General features: G+C 69.2%; 16 protein-coding genes and 1 pseudogene. 3 read left to right on the top strand and 14 right to left on the bottom strand.

Annotated features, from left to right (window positions below; genetic code table 11):
* The 3 genes and pseudogenes from D7W82_RS28995 to D7W82_RS29005 form a co-directional block, all read left to right on the top strand.
* Positions 1 to 203: pseudogene (locus D7W82_RS28995) on the top strand (hypothetical protein); the annotation flags it as partial.
* A gap of 7 nt (positions 204 to 210) precedes the next feature.
* On the top strand, positions 211 to 2,136 hold the full coding sequence (locus D7W82_RS29000; protein ID WP_120621445.1) for a hypothetical protein: 1,926 nt from the start codon (positions 211 to 213) through the stop codon (positions 2,134 to 2,136).
* Positions 2,133 to 4,256 (top strand): hypothetical protein, encoded by a 2,124-nt coding sequence (locus D7W82_RS29005; protein WP_120621446.1) that lies wholly within the window; start codon positions 2,133 to 2,135, stop codon positions 4,254 to 4,256. The genes D7W82_RS29000 and D7W82_RS29005 overlap by 4 nt, the downstream gene beginning before the upstream one ends.
* A gap of 3 nt (positions 4,257 to 4,259) precedes the next feature.
* Here D7W82_RS29005 and D7W82_RS29010 read toward each other — a convergent pair whose 3' ends face one another.
* From D7W82_RS29010 to D7W82_RS40670, 14 genes are all read right to left on the bottom strand, one after another.
* Positions 4,260 to 4,763 (bottom strand): hypothetical protein, encoded by a 504-nt coding sequence (locus D7W82_RS29010; RefSeq protein WP_233587999.1) that lies wholly within the window; start codon positions 4,761 to 4,763, stop codon positions 4,260 to 4,262.
* Positions 4,760 to 8,578, bottom strand: coding sequence for a type VI secretion IcmF C-terminal domain-containing protein (locus tag D7W82_RS29015; protein WP_120621448.1), 3,819 nt, complete (start codon positions 8,576 to 8,578; stop codon positions 4,760 to 4,762). The genes D7W82_RS29010 and D7W82_RS29015 overlap by 4 nt, the downstream gene beginning before the upstream one ends.
* A gap of 1 nt (position 8,579) precedes the next feature.
* Positions 8,580 to 8,897, bottom strand: coding sequence for a hypothetical protein (locus tag D7W82_RS29020; RefSeq protein WP_233588000.1), 318 nt, complete (start codon positions 8,895 to 8,897; stop codon positions 8,580 to 8,582).
* Complete coding sequence (locus D7W82_RS29025; RefSeq protein WP_120621449.1) at positions 8,894 to 9,535, bottom strand: DotU family type IV/VI secretion system protein; 642 nt, start codon at positions 9,533 to 9,535, stop codon at positions 8,894 to 8,896. Before D7W82_RS29025 ends, D7W82_RS29020 begins: the two co-directional genes overlap by 4 nt.
* A gap of 12 nt (positions 9,536 to 9,547) precedes the next feature.
* Positions 9,548 to 11,194 carry a type VI secretion system baseplate subunit TssF gene (locus tag D7W82_RS29030; protein WP_120621450.1) on the bottom strand — a complete coding sequence of 549 codons (1,647 nt, stop codon included), beginning with the start codon at positions 11,192 to 11,194 and terminating at the stop codon, positions 9,548 to 9,550.
* 49 nt (positions 11,195 to 11,243) lie between these two features.
* Positions 11,244 to 11,870: a hypothetical protein gene (locus D7W82_RS29035; RefSeq protein WP_120621451.1), complete on the bottom strand. Its 627-nt coding sequence runs from the start codon at positions 11,868 to 11,870 to the stop codon at positions 11,244 to 11,246.
* 13 nt (positions 11,871 to 11,883) lie between these two features.
* On the bottom strand, positions 11,884 to 13,572 hold the full coding sequence (locus tag D7W82_RS29040) for a hypothetical protein (protein WP_120621452.1): 1,689 nt from the start codon (positions 13,570 to 13,572) through the stop codon (positions 11,884 to 11,886).
* Positions 13,572 to 13,961, bottom strand: coding sequence for a GPW/gp25 family protein (locus D7W82_RS29045; RefSeq protein ID WP_120563201.1), 390 nt, complete (start codon positions 13,959 to 13,961; stop codon positions 13,572 to 13,574). The genes D7W82_RS29040 and D7W82_RS29045 overlap by 1 nt, the downstream gene beginning before the upstream one ends.
* A 4-nt stretch (positions 13,962 to 13,965) precedes the next feature.
* On the bottom strand, positions 13,966 to 15,216 hold the full coding sequence (tssK, locus tag D7W82_RS29050; protein ID WP_120621453.1) for a type VI secretion system baseplate subunit TssK: 1,251 nt from the start codon (positions 15,214 to 15,216) through the stop codon (positions 13,966 to 13,968).
* Between the two features lie 88 nt (positions 15,217 to 15,304).
* Positions 15,305 to 15,889 (bottom strand): hypothetical protein, encoded by a 585-nt coding sequence (locus D7W82_RS29055; protein ID WP_120621454.1) that lies wholly within the window; start codon positions 15,887 to 15,889, stop codon positions 15,305 to 15,307.
* 55 nt (positions 15,890 to 15,944) lie between these two features.
* On the bottom strand, positions 15,945 to 17,432 hold the full coding sequence (gene tssC, locus D7W82_RS29060; protein WP_120621455.1) for a type VI secretion system contractile sheath large subunit: 1,488 nt from the start codon (positions 17,430 to 17,432) through the stop codon (positions 15,945 to 15,947).
* Between the two features lie 40 nt (positions 17,433 to 17,472).
* Complete coding sequence (gene tssB / locus D7W82_RS29065; RefSeq protein WP_014396952.1) at positions 17,473 to 18,117, bottom strand: type VI secretion system contractile sheath small subunit; 645 nt, start codon at positions 18,115 to 18,117, stop codon at positions 17,473 to 17,475.
* 136 nt (positions 18,118 to 18,253) lie between these two features.
* On the bottom strand, positions 18,254 to 19,150 hold the full coding sequence (locus D7W82_RS29070; protein WP_014396951.1) for a hypothetical protein: 897 nt from the start codon (positions 19,148 to 19,150) through the stop codon (positions 18,254 to 18,256).
* A gap of 5 nt (positions 19,151 to 19,155) precedes the next feature.
* The coding region (locus D7W82_RS40670; protein WP_304988749.1) for a type VI secretion system protein IglI family protein at positions 19,156 to 19,593 on the bottom strand (438 nt) is incomplete at its 5' end.

The raw sequence follows: 19,593 nt of genomic DNA on the forward strand, positions 1-19,593 counted from the left end.
CGCCAGCTCCACGTCGCGCCCCCACCCCGCCGCCCGTGGTGCGCGACGTGGAGCTGGCGTCGAAGGTGGAGGCGCTCACGCAGCAGGTGGCGGACCTGGAGCGCATGGTGGCGCAGCAGGCGCGCGTGATGCGCGCGATGATGGACGCGCTGGAGGCCCGGGGCGCGTTGACCCGCGAGGAGGTCCAGGCGAAGGCCCGGTGAACACGGCATGGCGCTCCCCTTCTCCGAAAAGCTGAAGCTGGAGCTGACCGTCACCGCGGGCGAGCAGGCCTTCGCCATTCCGGGCGGCCAGGTGCGGGACTTCTCGCTGCGGATGACGCCCACCGGCTTCCGCTGCGAGCTGACGTTCTGGACCGCGCTGGAGAAGGCGGACGCGGCGCTGTTCACCGCGTTCAGCAAGCCGGACCTGGTGCGGGTGCGGCTGGCGCTGTCCGGCGTCTTCGACCCGCCGCCCGCGCCGCTCGTGGTGCAGGGCATCGTCACGGAGAAGCGCGTCGGCGGCACCGCGCACGGCAAGAAGGACAGCGTGGCGGTGGCCTTCCGCCAGTACACGGTGACCTTCGAGGACCCCGCGCGAGTCCTCTGGAAGCAGCACCGCCCGGTGGAGCTGCACACGGCGAAGAAGCTGTCGGAGCTGCTGGACGCGCACAAGCCCGGCGGCCTGCTGCTCACCTACGACTGGGACGCGCTGGAGGCGAAGCAGGCCCTGGTGTGCCTGGGCATCGGGGATGACCCCGCGGCCGCGAGCTTCTACGACTTCGTCCTCTGGTACGTGGACACGCGCGGCGGCGTGCTCACCTACGACAGCCCCAAGGACACGTACACCTTCTCCGCGAAGAAGCCGGCCACGGGCACCGTCACCGGGCTCAGCCGCAAGCACGTGTCGCGCGTGGACGTGGAGCTGCCGCCCGTCATCCGTCACAACACGCGGGTGCTCAACGGCTTCGGTGCCGGGGCGACCACGGTGGCGCTGGAGCAGTCCCAGTCGGTGGCGGGCATCCAGCACGACATGCTGGTGCGCACGCCCATCGCGGCGGAGGCGGAGCAGCGTCAGTCCCTGGAGAAGGGACGCCTGCGCGTGCGCAAGCGGCGGCTGCGGCTGACGTTCCTGGACATGCCGCCCGTCGCGCTGCACCCGGGGGCGCTTATCAAGCTGGACGGAGGCCGCTGGAGCCCGGACCTCACGGGCCTGGGCGAGGACCATCGCGTCGCGGAGCTGGCCTTCGACGGCGTGGGGCTCCAGGCCGGGCCGCACGACGGGCAGCAGGAGACGATGCAGGGCTACACGGTCTCCCTGTCCGTGCTGCTGGAGCAGAAGTCGGATCCGGTGCCGGACTTGCCCGCGTACCGGCCGCCCCGCTACCCCATCTACGTCGAGGGCAAGATGCACAGCCCCGGCGGCGAGGCCTCGGACCGCATCTACCTCCAGGTAGATGATCAGAAGACGTCCGTGACGAACTACCGGGTCGCGATTCCCCTCTGGAACAAGACGGTGAGCGTGCCGGCGGAGCCCGGTGAGTTCCCGGGGACGTTCTACTTCCCGCCGTACAAGAACGAACGGGTGCTGGTGGCGCTGCACTTCGACCACGCGGCGCTGCACCGCTTCCTGGACTGGGGCGAAGGCGTGCGCATGCCCCAGGACAGCCAGGGCGATCAGATCCTCTTCGGCAAGAACGGCGCGAACCAGACCGCGCTCACGCACGACTTCCAGGACAACAAGCCGGTGTGGAACCTGGGGCGGGTGAACTCCAACGACACGGAGATCATCCGCCTGTCGGAAGGGCACCTCCTCATCCAGACGAAGGAGAACCCCGGCGCCGCCGCCGCCACGCCCACGTATGACGTGACGCCGCAGGTGGAGACGGCCAAGGGCGACCTCACCGCGGGCGTGGACGGCGCGGTGAGCGACGCGACGGCGGCGTACAAGGAGTCCTCGGCGGCGGTGAACTCGAAGTTGAACGCGGCGATGGAGGAGACGGGCGCGGCCCTCGCCGCCGCGGAGGCCCAGGTGAAGGGCAAGGCCGCTGAATCCCGCGCCAAACTCACCGGCGCGCTCAACGGCGTGGATGGCCAGGCGGGCGCGCTCTCCGGCGCCGCCGCTGAAGCCAAGGCCGCGCTCGCGGGGCTGAAATGAACGACCTGCGCGCCACCGTGGCGAAGCACAATGCGGCCGTGGAGGGCTTCGGCTCCGGCATCACGCCGCGCCTCGCCACCGCGAAGGGCGAGGTGGAGACGCTGGCCCAGGGGGTCGTGGAGCAGGTCGCCGCGCTCCGCCCCTCCATCAGCGCGTCGCTGGGGGCGCTGCTCACGCAGGTGAACGCGGCGAACGTGACGCTGGCGGACCCCTCCCCTCGCTTCGACGCGCTGGCCTCGGAGGTGGAGGGCCACCAGCAGGCGCTGACCGCCTCCAGCACCACGGCGCGCACGCAGGCGGAGTCGCTGGGGCAGGAGGCGACGGCGAAGAGCCAGGGGCTGGAGGCGCAGGCGAAGTCGTCCGCGGAGTCGTCGCAGGGACAGCTCACCGCGCTCCAGCAGCAGGTGGCCCAGAAGTGCGACGCGGACAAGAAGTCCTTCGACGCGAAGCTCGCGAAGCGCAAGGGCTCCAAGGAGGAGACGGAGGCCCGCCGCGCGCAGGGCCATGCGCTGATTGAACAGACGCGCTCCCAGCTCACGCAGGACCTCACGGGCGTGGGGTCGACCCTCACGGCGGCGCTGGCGGCGGTGCTGGTGCGGCTGACCACCTCGCGCGACGCGGCGACGGGCCGAAGCACCCAGCTCACCTCCACGCTGGACGGCGCGGTGAAGAGCCCCGTGAGCGCGCTGATGGCGCTGCACCAGGAGATCGTCAACGCGGGCACCACGGCGAAGGACGCCCACCAGCAGCAGCAGTCCGTGCTGGACGGCCAGCGCAAGACGCTGGTGGATCAGCTGATGGCCGCGGCGTCGGCGTCCGCCGCCATCGTGGATCCGCTGGACACCCAGGTGGCCCCGTCGCTGACCGCGGGCAAGACCCAGGCGGACACGGCGCTGGACACGCTGGGCAAGACGATTGGAGGCCAGGTGGCCAGCGTCACCGCGCAGCTCACGGCGGTGGAGAAGCTCATCGACCAGGTGCAGAAGCAGGTGGAGACCGCCATCACCACGGTGAGCGGCACCATCGACGGCGTGGTGCAGGGCGCGCTCATGGCGGTGGAGACCCTCAAGGCACCGCTGAAGGCCACGCTGGAGGCGGCCTTCACCACGCTGGACACGCTGGTCGCGACCGTCAGCGCCCTCAAGCAACAGGTGATGGCGCTGTTCGAAGCGCTGCCGCAGCTGCTGGAGCAGCTCCAGACCCTCTTCCAGCAGATCGTCGGCTCGCTGGAGTCGCTGCTGGAGCGGGCCATGGGCCTGCTGGACGCCATCCCGGCCGCGGACCTGCCCAAGCCGCTGGTGAGCCCCGCGGTGCAGGGCATCAGCCAGGTGGTGGGGCAGATCACCACGCAGCTGGGCACCCTCTCGTCTCAAGTAGGAACGCAGCTCCAGGCGGTGCAGAAGACCATCGTCTCGCAGGTGGAGACGGTGCAGACCCAGGCGCAGACGCAGATCGACACGGCCACGACGCAGGCCGTGACGCAGATGGGCACGCTCACCCAGTCCGTCCTCCAGGGCATCGAGCAGGCCACCGCGCAGGTGGGCCAGATTGTCGCCGCGGCCGTTACGCAGATTGGCACCGTGAAGGACCAGGGCGTGCAGCAGATTGAGGCCATGAAGCAGCAGGTCGCCGCCCGGGTGACGCCGCTGGACACGCAGGTGCCCCAGCGCCTGGAGGCCCTGGACGCGCAGGTGGGCTCCGGCATCGACGCGGCGGTGCAGGCCATGCAGACCGCGCGCGACACGGCGGAGGGCCAGGTGACGTCCGCCAAGGGCCGGCTGGACTCGCACCTGGGCACGACGAGCTCGTCCGTGACGGCGGGACTGACGTCGCTGGAGCAGGCCCGCGGCAGCGCGGAGACGTCCCTCGCCTCCCAGGTGGACTCAGCGCTGGCGGCCTTCAAGCAGCGCGCGGAGGGCCTGAAGGCGGGCGCCCAGACGCAGGTGGACTCCGTCTCCACCCAGGCCACGGGGCAGAAGCCCCAGCTCCTCTCCCCTCTGGACGCGATTGGCGCCCAGCTCCAGGCGGGCGCCTTCGCCAAACCGGTGACGGCGGCGAACGGCCGGGTGACGTCCGCGCTCAACGCGCTGGGCCCGAAGCTGGACGCGCTCGCGTCCTGAGCCCTACTGGGGCGAGGCGACGGAGATCGGCGGCTCGGGAGCCTTGGGCGCGGCCGGGGCCTTCGGCGCTTCGGGCACGGACTCCTGGGCCGGCACGCCCTTCGGCAGGTCCGTGCGGATGCGGCTCTCCTGGAGCTCGATGTCCACTGTCTTGGGCACCGGCACGTCCAGCAGCGCCTGCCACGCGCCGTTGGGCGTGGTGAAGAGGAAGCTCACCGCCACCGCCTGCTCGGGCGGCAGGGGGATCTTCACCTGCTTGGTGCGGCTCGGGTAGATGACCACCGTCTGGAGCACGGAGTCATCCGGGCTGATGACCTTGGCCGCGACGTCCGCGTAGCCCTCCGTCATCGACGTCTTCGACACCGTGCGGATGAGCATGTACAGCGGCCGGCCCTGGTTGGTGCCGGCCGGCGCCTTGACGTTCACCGTCAGGCTGGGCGCCGCGCAGCTGCCCACCACCACCGCCGTCACCAGCCCCGCCGCCAGCCTCACGCTCCTGCCCTTCATGGCACCACCCCACGGAATGGCGCCCAAGGCTCGCCGCGCAACCCGAAGCTGATCTCCAACACCTTCTCGTTCGCCGCCAGCCCGCGGCCCGGCAGCACCCACACCACGTTGGACTGATCCGTCAGCGTCGCGGACTCCAGCAGGCGGAAGCAGTTCCACGACGACTCGGACATCTCCATGGAGCGGTAGCGCTTCCCGTCCCGCTGCGGCGAGCGCAGCTCCACGCCAATGGACGACGGCTGCGGGCTCCACCAGCTCAGGGGGAAATCACCCCACGCCGGCCGCTGGTTGAAGCCGAACGCCGCCGCCCCGCCGCACTTCAGGTACGACAGCGTCACGAAGCTGTCCGGCGTGGGCGCCGTCGGCAGCGGCAAAGGACGCACCTGCATGGCGATGGGCCGGGGCTTGCCCTCTTCATCCCACAGGAGCTTCGACAGGCGGCCCAGCTGGCCCAGCGCGGAGAGCATGCGCGGCGGCAGCAGCAGCCGCGACTTCAGCGGATAGCGCAGCGTCCAGTCCGTGCCGCGCTCCTCCACCACCGGCGCCAGCACCTGCGTGACGAAGCCCCAGAAGGCCCCGTCCTTGCGGCGCAGCACCTCCAGCTCCACCGGATCCACTTCCTGCGACGCGCTGGGGTTGAACGGATAGCGCTTCACCAGCGGGTCCAGCGTGCGGCGGGCCTGGTAGGTCCACTGCTCCGCGATGACGCGCTCCAGCTCCGCGCGGCCCCGGTTGCGCACGATGATGAAGGGCTGGCGGAACGGCTGACGGAACTCGCCCACCAGGCCGTGCTGATCCAGCCACGCGTCCACCCGGCGCAGGTACGAGTCCTCCTCCTCCAGCAGCATGCTCAGCGCCACGCGCCCCACCGGCGACAGCATCTCCGCCAGCTGAGAGCCCGCCGAGGACGCCGTCGCGCCGGGCGCCGCCGCGTCCTTGGGGGCCGCGGGCTTCGCGGCCGCGGGCTTCACGCCGGACAGCTCCTGCTGCAGCTGCGACACCAGCGTGGTGTAGGCCGCCAGCTCCACGAGCACGCCGCTCTTGTCCGGCGTCATCAGCTGCACCACCGGCTTGAAGGGCGCCACCGCTTCGCGCATGGGCGCGTAGTACTCGCTCTCCAGCGGGCCCACGCCGGCGCGGACCGCCACGTCGCGCAGCATCGCCTCCAGCGGCGACGACGGCTGCAGCAGCACGGACAGGTCGCTGGCCAGCGAGCCTCGCGGCGTGGTGCGGAAGCGGTAGCCCCGGTACGTCGCGTAGAGGTCCTGGCCGTAGCGCTTCGCGAAGGTCTGCACCTTGCCCTGCACGAAGGTGGCGCGCTCCACGGCCTCCTCGCGGGACAGGCTGGACTTGGCGAGCCGCTCCGTGAACTCGTCCACCAGCGGGCTCACCTGCGCCTCGAAGGCGGCCTTGCCCAGCACCTTGCCCACCACCGGGGCCGTCCCGCTGGCGAACTCCGTGTCGTCGTCCCCCACCCCTTCGGTGGCGACCTCCGACGTCGTCTCCCCCGTGCGCGGGTTGAGCGCGTTGCCGTCGAACGGCGTGCGGCCCGTCTCCTTCAGCGAGCGCAGCACCTTGTCCAGCAGCTGCCGCGACACGTCCATGGGGCGGAACTCGAAGTCGCGCCGGAGGACCTCCACCTGGTAGCGCGCGTCACCGTCGCTGGGGGCGAAGAGGCCGTCCGCGCGGGTGAGCAGCTCCGCGGGCGTCATGCGGGCGGCGGCGCGCAGGGCGGCGTCCGTCTCGTCCTCCATGCGCAGGATGGCCTCCAGCGTCTGGCGGTTCTGGCGCAGCCAGTCCAGCGAGTCCAACAGGCTGCCCACGCCCTTCAGCTGGCTGGCGTCCGGCTCCGCGTCCGACGCGTTGATGAGGTCCATCACCTTGCGGGCGGAGCTGTACGGCGCGCTCTCCACCAGCGTGGCGCGCAGGCGCTCACGGTCGTCCGCCAGCGCGCGCCACCGGGACAGGTCCAGCTCCTTCGCGGCCAGCGTGTCCTGCAGCTGCATGAAGTGGTCGCGCCACGGGCCCAGCAGGCCGTCCATCGTCAGCCAGACGTAGGGCCAGCGCGTCCAGGGGACGTTCTCGTCGAAGGGCCTGTCGCTGGCGATGACGTAGTTGGCGATCATCGGCTCCGCCAGGCCCATCGCCTCCAGCCAGGTGTGCTCCTGGTCGGTGCTGGCCAGGCTCAACCCGAAGGCCTCCGCCGTCCACCCCAGTTGCTTCTTGTGCGCCCCGTGCACGCTGTTCAGCACGAACTTGCCCAGGTCCTCGTTGCGCGACGCGTACAGCACGCCCAGCGTGTAGAGCACCTGCTCCGGACGGCACAGCGTCTCCAGGTGGCAGCTGTCGTCCACGGCGGGCGCCGGGATCAGCGGCGTGGCGCGCGTGCCCCGGCCGGCGAAGGCGGGCGCGGGCTGGCAGCCTGGAATCTGGCTCGCGCAGCGCCGGCACTGGTCCTGGCACTTCTCCAGCATCGGCTTCAGGTAGGACATCCGGATGCTGCGCGCGAGCCGCGAGCGCAGCTCCGCCCACTCGTCGGTGAAGCTGTGCGCCAGGGGCGGCCAGTAGCGCGTGGCGCCCCAGAGGGCCTCCATCGCCCGCACCGCGTCGCTCGTCTGGGACTCCACCACGGAGCCGGACACGCTCTGGTTGCGCTCCTCCAGCCGCTGCACCGTCACCTGGAACGTGTCCAGCTTGTCCTGCGCGCGCAACAGCAGGCGGTAGAAGTGCGCGTACGCCAGCAGCACCGGCAGGCACCCCACCGCGAGGATGGCCGCGCACCGGCGCAGGTGCGTCCAGCGGTAGTCCCGGACGAGCAGCTCCGCCGGTTGATCCGCCTGCACCGCCAGCGCGCCCGTGGGCTGGGCGTCCGGCCCGCCGGAGGACAGGAACACGCGCTGGAGCTTCAGCGGGTACGCCAGCGAGCCGCCCTCCAGCAGCGTGGACACGAAGCGCCCCAGCGCCGCGAACGCCTCGCCGCCGCGCGAGTAGAAGGACGCCAGCCGCTCGAACGCGTCCGGCGACAGCGAGGTGAGCCCCAGCGCCAGGTACTTCTCCATGGGCTGGAGCGCCTCTCCCAGCTCCCCTTCCCTGCCGGGCGGCGGAACCGTCAGCTCCAGCGGCACGCCGTTCTTGCGGAGCAGCTGCGCGAAGTCCGCGTAGCCGTCCAGCGTGTCCATGTGCGTGAGGACCAGCCGCGTCTCCACGGGCGCCTGGCAGACCTCCGACAAGAGGTTGACCTTGCCGCGCAACAGCTGGGTGACGCGCTTCACCTCGTCCGGAGACGTCTCCAGCAGCCAGTTGACCTTCAGGACGATGACGGCCCGGCCCACGTGCCGGCGCCCGAAGGTGGCCTTCCACAGCCGGCGCAGCGCGCGCCGCGCGTGGAGCGAGTCGTCCTCCAGCACGGGCGCGGCCAGCTCCTGCACCACGACCTCCGGCCCCAGGAACACCTTGAGGAGCGGGTCGTCCGTGTAGCTGGGCATGAACTGGCGCTGCTGCCGCTCCCAGTCCACCTCCGCTTCGATGAGGTCCGACTTGCCGCTGGCCGCCGGGCCCAGCACCACCAGCGTGGGGAAGTCCCGCACGGACGCCCGGAAGCGCCACGGCAGCTTCGCCAGGAACTGCTTGCGGATGGCCAGCAGTTGCCCGGACCCGAGCGGCTTCTGCTCGCTCCCGAGCGCCGGGCCGCGCTGCCGCCGCTTGCGCCACCAGAGCGTCACGCCCACGCCAATGGCCGTGAGCACCACCACGATGCCAAACACGAGCACCCAGTGGGCCTTCAAGGCCGCCAGCATGGACTGGATCGCGCCCACGTCAGCCGCCGCCCCTTCCGCCCGGCTTCACGGCCAGCTGGAGCGCTTCCAGCACGTCCTCCGCCTCCTCCAGCGTGGAGTTCAGCTTCGCGCGCAGCTTCTCCTGCTCCTGCGGCGACGGCAGCATCCCGTCTCCGGGCGGATCCAGCGCCACCAGGCCCTCGCGCACGGAGTCCAGCAGCGGCTGCACGCCCTCCTTCAGCGACCCCAGCTCCGCGCCCACCCGCTGCTCCAGCGCGTCCAGCAGCGCGAGCGTCCTGGGCGGAGCCTTGGGGGCCGGCGCGGGAGGCCGGCTGTCGTGTGTCGGGAAGGGCTTCAATTGGAGATCCACCACAGGAAGATGGGCAGCCCCAGCACGATGGCCGCCGTCACGGCGTAGTAGTGCACCGGGAAGTCATAGACGGTGGGCACCGCCGAGGGCACCACCGGCTCGGCCGGCGCCATGGCGGCCGGCTGCGGGATGCGCTGCGAGATGCGGTCCTTGAGTTCGCGGATGCGCTCCGGCTGCCCCACGAGGCGGCCCGTGAAGCCCGCGGCCAGGCAGAAGCGGATCATCTCGAAGACGATGGAGGGCGTATCGTTGCGACGCAACTTCTCTTCCACGAACTCGTAGAAGAGGTCTCCGCCTGCATCCACCTGAAACAGGTTCTGCTGCAGGAGCGGCCAGAGATGTTGCTCCGCGTCCGACAGCCGCCGCAGCACCCACTCATCCAGGAAGAAGACGAAGGGGCGGATCAGATCCTCCACTTCGTCCGGGCGCATGTCCGCGCCGAACGCGGCGCGCAGGCGCTCCAGCTCCACCATCAGCGCCTGCTCCAGGTGGCCCAGCGCCTCCTGCCCCACCCTGCCCTGCGGCCGGCGCGCACCCGGTCCGGGCTCGGCGGGCAGGGCCCGGTCGAGGAGCTGGCGCACGCGACGCTGCGTGGCCAGGAGTGCGTTCCAATGCTCCAGTTTCATGAGAGTGTTTGACTATGTTGGAAGCTGTAGCGGCCCCAAACCCGCCACGGAGGCCTTCAGATCCACAGTCGCCTCGTTGTTCCAAGCATCAAGCAGGTCCCTCAACTGCTCAAGAAAGCAGATGACGACAGGCTCGAAGCTCTGGTCGAAGGGCTCCATCACGGCTTCGTACGCGTGCCGGATCCCCGAACCCTTGAGCGCGCTGTCGGGCACCACACTGAACTTCAACTCCTTGAGCCAGGGAAGGACGCGGCGGAACGGGCTCTCCGCGGGGGTCCCCAGGTGACCCAGCAGGGCGACCACCTCGTCGCGGCCCAGCGTGGGCTTCGCCTTCCACGCGAGGAATTGGGTCAACGCCTCGACATCATCCCGTAGCACGCTGTCGCGGTGGGGCTGGAGGCTGCCCACTGTCTGCCATTTCAGGCCCTCGATGTGACGGCCCGGCACGGACACCTCCACCCTGCCCGCCGCCTGCGCGGAGAACTGCGGCTGGTGCCACAGCGCCTCCAACACAATCTTCCGCGGCGCGGTGAAGGCCTCCGGCATGCGCACGATGAGGCTCTGCCGGGAGGCGAGCTTCTCGTCGAAGGTCTCGTCCACCTCGTAGCTGGGGCCCTTGCCGGGCAGGAAGGCGGGCCGCAGCGGGGCCAGGCCCGCCTTGGTCATCTCGAAGACGCCCGTCACCGAGTGCAGGGTGAACTCGCGCCCCGCGCTCATGCTGATGATGGGGTGCTCCGCGCGCGTGCCGTCCGCCACCACCACCTGCGCGGGCTCCGCCTTGAGGTTCACCACCGGCACGGTGAAGAGCTGGAAGAAGTCCGGGTGCAGCGAGCGGCCGAGGTTCCAGTCCTTGTCCAGGTCCAGGCAGAGGCAGAACCGCATCCAGGAGCTGCCGCGCGGCGGCGGCACCTTCACGTGCACGAAGAGCTGCTGCTCCGGGAACTGGAAGAACGCGCGCAGGCGCTGGAACGGGTGCGCGTAGAGGCCGCTGTCGTCCGGCGCGGGCGGGTCGCGGTTGAAGGACACCTCGCAGGGGCTGCCCACGGAGTGCTCATCCGCCTCTTCGTCGTAGACGACGCTCACCTGCTTCACGTGCTTGCGCAGCGCATGGAACACCGCCAGCGACGAGCGGTAGTCGTCCAGGTGCCGCACGTGCAGGCTGAGCACGTCGATGGGGTCCTTGCGCGCGAAGCGGGACTCGAAGCGCAGGATGAGGCGGTGGCCGCTTCTCACCTGCGGCACCACGTCCGTGCCCTTGAGGAAGATGGGCAGCACGCGCAGGTCGCGCTGGAGCCGGAAGGAGCCGGACACCCCTTCCGCGGGCGTCAGGCGCAGCTCCGTGCCCCGGGTGAGGAGCACCGGCTCCACCATCTTCTCCGTGGGCACGGCCTGCGCCATGGCGGACGCGGGCACGGGCTCCAGGAGGAAGTCGAAGAAGCCCGCGAACAGCCGGCGCCAGGTGGAGCGCAGGTTGTGCAGCGTGGCGTGCCGCGTCTGCACGGAGAAGAACGCCATCGCCTCGATGAGGCGGCGCACGTCCGGGTCCTCGCGGTCCAACGGGGCCGCCGGGTGCCGCTCCTGGAAGCGCTGACGGAAGCGCTCCAGCCCGTCCAGCTCCGACAGGAAATCCAGGTAGATCTTCTCTGAGAAGTCCTTCACCGCCCGCTCTCCCGCCGTACGTCTGTCGTTGCCATGTGTGAGTCTGTCTTCAGCCCAGCTTCACCAGGGTGCCGCCCACGCTGGTGATGGAGCCCTTCAGGTTCGCCATGCCGGAGCTCTCCAGGTCGAGCTTGCCGGTGCCGGACACCTTGGTCATCGCGCCGGACATCTCCGCCTGCGACTTGCCGGCGAGCTTCAGCGTCACGCCGTCCACCTTGGCCTCGCCGCCGGAGGTCACCATCTCCGCGCCCATGTTGCCCTTCATGGCCAGCTTGGACGTGGCCTCGATGTTCACGTTCGCGCTGGAGGACAGCTTCGCGTCGCTGGTGGCCGTCTGCGTGAGCTTGGCGCTCGTCTTGAGCGTCATGTCCTTGGTGCTCTCCACCGTGAGCGTGTCCTGGCTGGTCCACTTGGAGACGCCCTTGGACTTCATCGTGAGGGTGTCGGTGTCGAAGGTCAGGTCCTTCACCGTCACCACGATGCTGTCCTGCTTCTGCACGATGGTGCTCGTCTCCTGCTGGCCCTTCACGGTGATGGTGATGCTGGTGCCGTCCATCACGATGGTCTGGGTGATCTTGTCATCCCCGTTTTCGACCTGGACGGTGATGCCGCCCTTCTTGTCCAGTTCGATCTTGCAGACCAGCGTTCCCGCCGCTCCCGGTCCTGAAGCTCCCATCGTCCCTCCCGCCTCAGGCGGACTCTTCCTTCACCAGGATGAGCAGGTTGCCTTCCTTGAGCTCGACCTTCTCCGTGTCGCTCTCGTTCGTGCGCTGCAGGCGCCACAGCGGCTTGTTGTCCTCGTAGAAGTGCCTCATGGACGTGCCGCTCGTCGTCGTCTTTCCGACGAGCAGGTGCACGCCCTGTCCGTCCGAGGGCAGCCGTGCGCCCGCCCGCCAGTCCAGGTTGCGCTTGAGCCACGCGCGCAGGAAGTCCAGCGCCACCAGCACCCGGGCGCCCTTGTAGGCCGGGAAGTAGAAGTGCCCCGGCTGCAGGTTCGCGTTGAAGGGCACCTGGACGATCTGATTGGCGAAGAGCGGCAGCTTCACCTTGTAGCTGTCCAGCGACGTGGCCTCGTCCGTGTACGCCTGCCAGGTCTCGTCCTTCTTCTCGCCCACCTCGCTGACGACGAGCCCCTCCACGAAGCGCGGGTACACCGGCGCGGTGAAGGGCGGCAGGTCCACGTGCGCTTCGGCCTTCTTCTCCAGCCGCGTGGTGAACGAGATGAGGAAGCGGCTCTCCGGCTTCGGCCGCCGCACGGGCTCGTCCCCTCCGGGCCCGGACGCGTCCCCGCCCGCGGGAATCTCTCCCTCCTCCACGGGCAGCGGCTCCGCGCGCAGGCTCATCCGGCGCACCCGGAAGTCCTGCGTGGCCGGCACGCCCGCCGCCGTCCACCCGGCGGTGTCCGGCAGCTTCACCAGCGCGCCAGGGGCGAAGGCCACCGCCGGGAAGCGGTTCCAGTCCAGCTCCACCTCCAGGCCGCGCACCTTGAGGCGCGCCGTCTCCAGCGTCACGCGGGCCTGCACGTCGTCCGCGATGTCCGTGCGCAGGAGCACGTCCTGGCGCACGCCGGTGACGGCCTGGGCGTTGGTGATGGCCTGGTTCTTGGGGCTCTCCGCGGCGGCATTCAGGATGGCCACGTCGTGGCGCGCCACCTCCGGGAACACCACGGACACGCGGTCCACGTCCGCCGCGCGCAGCGTGATGGGCGTGGGACTGGTGTCCTTCGCCGCGCGCAGCTGGTAGCCCTGCGCCGTGTAGTCGTACGCCAGCACGCCGTTGCGCGTGTGTACGAACCAGACGACGAAGTCGTAGAAGCTGGCGCCGGACTCCGGGGCCAGGCCCAGGAAGATGAGCGGCAGCGTCTTGTCCAGCTGCGCGGCCCAGTCGTTGGCCAGGGCAATCTTGTCGCCCTTGTGCGCGTCCAGCACGTCCTGGAGCGTCTTCTGCGTGTAGAGCACGCACGGGTGATGCTGCGTCCACAGGAGCCGCGCGGGGTCCACGAAGCGCACGGTGTAGTGCCGGTAGGTGATGCCCGCGCCCTTGGCCTGGGCGACGGACTCCTCCGTGAGGGCCTTCTCCTGCACCAGCCCCTTCACCTTCAGCGACGTGAAGGTGGGCTTCGTCGCCGTGTCGGAGTGCACGGCCTTCAGCTCCAGCGCCACCTCCGCCAGGTCCGGCTTGAGGAAGTCCGCCAGCAGCTTGTCCTGCTTCTGTCCGCCGTGCCCCGTCTCGTCGAGCACGCGGAACTCCACCCTCCCCTCGTGCCCCCAGCCGTGCAGATCCAGCTCGAAGGCGAGCACGTCCGAAGAAGGGATGGCGTGCGCCGTCCCGCCAATGGTGAGCGTCAGGCCCAGGTCCAGGCGGTCGGCGAAGGCCATCAGGTGTCCTCCGCCTGCACGCGCACCCGGCCAGTGGTGGAGTGGAACATCAGCGACAGGTGGCAGGGCTGTCCGTTGAAGGTGCCCTTGCAGTCGAAGTAGAGCCACAGCGCGCTGTCGCGGCCCCGCAGCTTCACCTCGGGCTCCACCAGCCGCGGCTCGTGCCGCGTCACTTCCTGCTGGATTTCGGCGGTGAGCGCCTCCACCAGCTCGCGCGTGCCCAGCTTCTCCGTGTACCCGCCCAGCCCGAAGTCATGCATGAAGAAGCCGTAGCCCTTCTTCGTGTTGAGCACGGCTTCGATGTTGTGCATCACGTGCTCCAGGCTGTCTCGCGAGTCGGAGCGCTCCCTGCGGGTCGCGAACTTGTCCAGGAACGGTGCGCGCGCCATGGCGTCAGCTCCTCCGCCAGAACAGCGAGGTCTGGGCGCCCCGGAGCGCGGGCGTCACGTAGAAGGCCAGGCCGTCCTCGCGCAGCGCGTGCTGCCACTCCTCGCCGTTGCTCAGGAGGTACCAGTCGATCTCCGGCCCCAGCGCGTGCGGGAACGACGGATACGGCACGTGCTTGAAGGGCACGCCCTTCAGGGCCTGGCGGCGCACCAGCGGCAGCCGGGACGGGCTGGCCAGCTTCACGCCGTCCAGCGGCGTGCGCTCCCCGGGCTGGGTGCGCTGCACCAGCAGGTAGGCCTCGCTGGCGGAGCGGATCTCCGGCGGCAGCGGCGTCATCTGGAACTGCCCTTCCTTCGCCTGGAAGGCCTTGTGCGTGGAGCGCGTGGCCTCCGGCTGGAAGCTGCGCTGGAGCAGGCGGATCCACCCGCCCAGGGACTCGTTGAGCCCCTCGTGCTGGTACACCGGCATCTGCTCGTCCGGGAGCATCTCCAGGTAGCAGCACGCCTCGAAGTACAGCCGGCGCAAGGCGTCGAACAGGTGGTACGGGTGCACGTACACCTGACGGAACATGTCCCGGCGCAGCGCGATGAGCCGCTGCACTTCGAAGAGCGCCCGGCGCGCGTTGGTGAGCCGGTCCGTGCGCAGGTACGTGTCCGAGATGTTGGTGAGCAGCTGCTGGCGCACCTGATCCAACAGGTCATCCAGCGTGGAGAGCAGCTTCTCCAGGAAGGGGTTGGGCCCCACGAGCAAGAGCGGCGGCACCCAGTCCGGGGACGTGTGCCACGCGCCGTCCTCGTCCTGGGATACGGCGGCCAGCCCCAGGGAGCCAATGGTCCCGTCCAGCACCGGCTCCGTGGACAGCTGCAGCTTGTGCAGCACGCGCTGGAGCACCGGCGGATCATCCGCGTACAGGCGGATGCCCTCCGCGCTGACGGTCTCCTTGAGCACGTGCAGGTAGATGATGAACTCCGTCTTGCCCACGGCTTCCAGCGACAGGGGCGAGATGACGGAGTTGCCCGGGACGTCCAGCAGGTCCCCGGACTTGGTGACGACGGTGAGCGCGGAGATGGACAGGCTGCCGCTCTGCAGGAGCGACTCGTTCCAGGCCAGGTTCGCGACGCCGTAGGAAGGCAGGCCGGACAGCGTTGAGTGGAGGCGGATCTCCGCGTCCAGCGCGTCCTCCTGCGCGACGAAATGCTCCGGAAGAAGCGTCTGGCCGACGTGCCAGCGGACCCGTGCGAGCTTGTACCGCTGCATACGCCTTTCTTTCCTTCCACCCGCCTGGAAGCCAGGCCGGGAGCGAATCCTGCTCCCGGCCCGGTTTAGCCCCGGACCGCGGCCAACGCTACTTGGCGGCCGCTTCGGTGATGCCCCACTTCTTCGCGATCTTCTTCGTGGAAGAGGTGGCCAGGTTCAGCGACTGCTCGGCCGCCTGCGGCTTGATGCCGATCTGGAACGTGAAGTTCTTGGGCGACTGCACTTCACGCGACTCGTTGTCCGCGATGGACATGTTCAGGTCGTCGCCGTTCTTCTCGAGCAGACCCTTCATCTCCGCGTCGAGGAAGTTCGACTTGAAGTACTTCTTCCCGATGGGGTCGTACTCGTAGATGACGTACTTGAAGTTGACTTCGATGTTGCTGAAGTTGCCCAGCAGCATCTCCGCGATCTTCTGCTTGTTCGCCACCGACACCTGGCCGGAGAAGTACATGGCGTCCGTCACGCCCGTCTCCCACAGGTAGTGGTTGAGCACCGCGACGACCTTGTCCGCGATGGGCGCGTCCGGGTTCTCAGGATCCTTGATGGTCTCCTGGTCCGCCGCCAGCGCCTCGCCGCCGATGGTGATGGCGGTGATGTAGCCCACGGGGTTCTGCTTGTCCTTCTTGAAGTTGAAACCCTGATACACGTCCAGGTTGCGCGAAAACTGGGGCATCGTTCACTCCAGGGTAAGCGGGGCAGGCTCTCACCTGCCCCAAGTGGGATGCGGCTTAACCGAGCCGCGACTCGAGCATCAGCTCCACGTTGAGGCCTTCGAACTGGATGTGCGGGAGCACGGCCAGCTTGCAGTCATACCAGCCGATCTCACCAGGACGCGGGAACACGACCACGTTGCTCGCCTTGAACGGGAAGCGGCGCACGGTGAGGTCGTCCGGGTTGGCCACGGTCGTGACGTAGTTGGACAGCCACGAGTCCAGCTGGCGCTGGATGTAGGGCGCGTCCGCCGTGTTGCCGATGTTGTCGCGCATGATGCACTTCACGTAGTGCGCCAGCCGCGTGATGGAGAACGTGTAGGCCAGGTTCGTGACGAGCTGCGAGTTCTCCGAGTCCTTGGGGTCCTTGAACGTCTTGGCGACCTTGGCGGACTGGGTGCTGAAGAACGTCGCGTCGCTGGAGCCCTTGCGGTACACGAGCGGGATGAAGCCGGAGCGAGCGAACTCGTACTCGCGGTAGTCCGGGATGGCGATCTCCACCGGGGCCTTGATCTCCTCCTGGCCGCGCAGGGAGAAGGTGTCCACGGGCAGGCCGGTGATCAGGCCGCCGCCCTTGGGGCCGCGGATGGACTGGCACCAGCCGGAGATCTCGAACGCCTTCACCATGTTGCGCGCGAGCAGGATGGCGGAGTTGCCCCACAGGTACTTGTCGGAGTCGCCGCGCGCCGTCTCGGTGAAGTTGAGGACGTCGCAGGGGTTCTTGTCCGGGTGCCAGGGCAGGCGCAGCACGTAGCGCGGGAAGGTCAGGCCCACGTAGGCGGCCTCCTCCGTGTCGCGGAACGCGTTCCAGCGGCCGAACCGCGGGTGGGCGAGCACGCCCTCCAGGTTCTTGATGGCCTCCATCTCCTCGATGGTCTCGCAGCCGAAGAACTTGTGGTTCACGGCGGAGATGAACGGCGCGTGCGCGGCGTTGGAGACCTTGGCCATGCGCTGCAGCCAGGTGAGGTCCGCGGGCGTGGAGGAGAAGTCGTACAGGCCGACGATGGCGCCGAAGGGACGGCCGCCGTACTGGTCGTACTCCTGGATGTAGACCTTGTCGAACAGCGCTCCGGCGAAGATGTTGCTGGAGTTGTTCTCGAAGTCCTCCGCCAGCTCATCCTTGGCGACGTCCAGGATGTCGATGGCGATGTTGGCCTTGAAGTTGGTGTGGTCGACCAGGTCCTCCAGGCCGCGCCACGTGGACTCCAGCTTCTGGAAGGTCTCGTTGTGGAGGATCTCGTTCATCTGCGCGTCGATCATGCGATCGATGCGGCTGATGACGTCCAGCACCTGGCCCTTGTCGAAGCGGGCGGTGTTGTCCGGGCCCTCCACGGGGGCCACGTTCTGCAGCAGCGCGGCGACGCTGGAGAGGAAGCGGCTCTCCAGGGTGACCTGCTGCTCGTCGCCGGCGGGCGCGAAGTTGGTGGTGATCATCGGCGCCGATTCCTGGGGCGGATCGAGCCGGACGCTGGTGAACAGGCGCTTCAGGTAGGTGGTCTCAGCCATGGCGGAGTCCTTTTAGAAGTCGAAGGGGTGGGAAGTCGGATCAGGAAGCGGCCGGGGGCTTGGCACCCGCGGCGACGGTGGCGGCGACCGCGGCCGTGGCGGCGGCGGCCCCCCCGGCGGGCTTGCCAGCGGCGGCGGCACCGGCGGCGGGCGCGTCCGTCTTCGCCGCCGTCTCTCCGGCGGGCAGGCGCATGGTCTCGTAGCCCTTCAGCTCGTTGAGCAGCTCCTTGAGCGCCTCCGGCTTGGAGAACAGCTCGTAGAGTTCGCGGCGCAGGTCCTTGCGGTTGTCGATGTTCGACTGCATCTCCACGAGGAGCGTCTTGAGGAGCAGCAGCGCCTTGAGCTTCGGCACGTGCTTGACGATCTCATCCGGGTGGAAGGACTTCATCCGGTCGATGGGGAGCGTGACGTTCAGCTCCTCCTCCACGTCCGGGTTGATGCGGTTGGCGACCTGGAAGTTGGTGGACATCTTCATGTCCTTCATCAACTCGTCCAGGTTGCGGCCGTCCACGGACCGCAGCTTCCGCGTCTCCAGGTCCGTCTTGCGGTCCTCGGAGGAGCCCAGGGAGAAGTCGCCCATCACCAGGAGGCGCAACGGCAGGTTCACCGTCTCCTGCTCGCCGTTGATGGTGGTGCGGTACGTGAGGGTGATGCGGGATTTGGGAAGCTGGTCCTGAATGGCCACGGTGACTCCCTGACAATCGCAGTGCGTTTTGATGCCCCCCGTACTGCCCTGTCGCTCCGGGAGTACGCCCTGCCGAGTGAACATTTACAGCCTAGGCGCGATCAGGAATTCCCGTCAACCAGCCGACATGTCAGGTCTAGCGGGGTTCCGATGATCGCAGTTGAGCGGTGTCCCCCGTGAACAGGAGGACCTCCTGGGTCTGTTCCGGGCCGCCTACCAACGGCTCGTAGCCCAGGTGGCTTCCGTCGATCAGCCGCGCGTAGCTGCTCTGATCACGCAAGCACAGGATGACGGCGAGCGCGAGCGGGGTCTCCGCGAGGCTCGGGAGGATGCGGGTGTTGAGGCGACGGCGGGCCTCCACGGCCCAGGGGGTGCCGGTGCCGGAGTGGGGCTCGTTGAGGAACAGCCGCACCTCCACGCCGCCCGTGGGGACGGTGGCGAAGCCGCCCACGGCGCTGCCGTCTCCGAGCGCGGCGGCGCCCAGGCGGATGCCCTTGGCTTCGATGCGCTGCCGGCGCGTCTCGCGGCGCACCACCACCTCCGCCTCCGGGAAGACCTTGGCGAACAGCCAGTGCAGGCTGCTGGGGCACGCGAGGCGGAGCAGGCGCAGCCGGTGCGCGGTGGAGTGCTCCCAGCCGGGCAGCAGGGATTCGTCGCGATCCGGGAACTGGCCCGCGAAGCGGGTCCGCAGCAGCAGGTGGTCGAAGTAACCCAGGAAGTCCGCCATCGTGTCCTGCTCCAGGCGGTCCATGGCCTGGAAGAGGAAGGACGGCAGCGGCGTCTGGAGGCTGAGCAGGCCCAGGTTGACGGTGATCACCACGCGCTTGCGCGGGTGGCGGGTGAACTCGATGGCATGGACCAGGTGGGGCTGGTGCACGGTGCTGCGGTGGCTGCGGAACTCCACCTCCGCCTCGCCGTAGCCTTCCTTGGCGAGCAGGTCCAGGAGGGCGGGCACGTCGAAGCTGCGGATGCGCTCGCTGATGCGCTCCTCGACGGTGAGCTTGCGGCCCGGCTGTTCTCGCTCCAGTGCCATGGGGGCTATTCGTCGTATTCCGAGCCGCCGCCGCGCGACTGGCGCGCTTGCGCGACGAGGAACGCGTCCAGGTCCACGCGGTAGAGCTGATCCATGGCGCGGAAGGACAGCGTCTCCGTGTTGTGCAGCATGGGCTCGATGGCCTCCGCGTGCTGCGCCAGGCCATTGAAGAAGCCGGAGAACAGCTGCGGCAGGTACACGCGCGGGTCGAAGCGCTCCACGGTGGCGAGCACGTCCACGGCGATGACGCTCGCCTTGTTGTAGTCCTCGCGCTCCAGCAGCGCCTCGAAGGCGGACAGCTTGCGGACCAGCTGCGCGAGCGCGGGAGACATGGGCACGGTGGGCCCTGGGTCCTGTTCCTCCCGGCGGGCGGCCTTCTGCTTGCGCGCGGGGCGGACCTCCTCTTCCTCCTCCCCTTCGTCGTCTTCCTCCTCGTCGTCGCC

The organism is Corallococcus sp. CA049B, from assembly GCF_003611685.1.
Taxonomy (GTDB): domain Bacteria; phylum Myxococcota; class Myxococcia; order Myxococcales; family Myxococcaceae; genus Corallococcus; species Corallococcus coralloides.

Bases quoted from the DNA above. Each gene is read 5' to 3' on its own strand.
- D7W82_RS29000 (WP_120621445.1), top strand. From the start codon at position 211: ATGGCGCTCCCCTTCTCCGAAAAGCTGAAGCTGGAGCTGACCGTCACC.
- D7W82_RS29005 (WP_120621446.1), top strand. From the start codon at position 2,133: ATGAACGACCTGCGCGCCACCGTGGCGAAGCACAATGCGGCCGTGGAG.
- D7W82_RS29010 (WP_233587999.1), bottom strand. From the start codon at position 4,763: ATGAAGGGCAGGAGCGTGAGGCTGGCGGCGGGGCTGGTGACGGCGGTG.
- D7W82_RS29025 (WP_120621449.1), bottom strand. From the start codon at position 9,535: ATGAAACTGGAGCATTGGAACGCACTCCTGGCCACGCAGCGTCGCGTG.
- D7W82_RS29035 (WP_120621451.1), bottom strand. From the start codon at position 11,870: ATGGGAGCTTCAGGACCGGGAGCGGCGGGAACGCTGGTCTGCAAGATC.
- D7W82_RS29040 (WP_120621452.1), bottom strand. From the start codon at position 13,572: ATGGCCTTCGCCGACCGCCTGGACCTGGGCCTGACGCTCACCATTGGC.
- D7W82_RS29045 (WP_120563201.1), bottom strand. From the start codon at position 13,961: ATGGCGCGCGCACCGTTCCTGGACAAGTTCGCGACCCGCAGGGAGCGC.
- tssK (WP_120621453.1), bottom strand. From the start codon at position 15,216: ATGCAGCGGTACAAGCTCGCACGGGTCCGCTGGCACGTCGGCCAGACG.
- D7W82_RS29055 (WP_120621454.1), bottom strand. From the start codon at position 15,889: ATGCCCCAGTTTTCGCGCAACCTGGACGTGTATCAGGGTTTCAACTTC.
- tssC (WP_120621455.1), bottom strand. From the start codon at position 17,432: ATGGCTGAGACCACCTACCTGAAGCGCCTGTTCACCAGCGTCCGGCTC.
- D7W82_RS29070 (WP_014396951.1), bottom strand. From the start codon at position 19,150: ATGGCACTGGAGCGAGAACAGCCGGGCCGCAAGCTCACCGTCGAGGAG.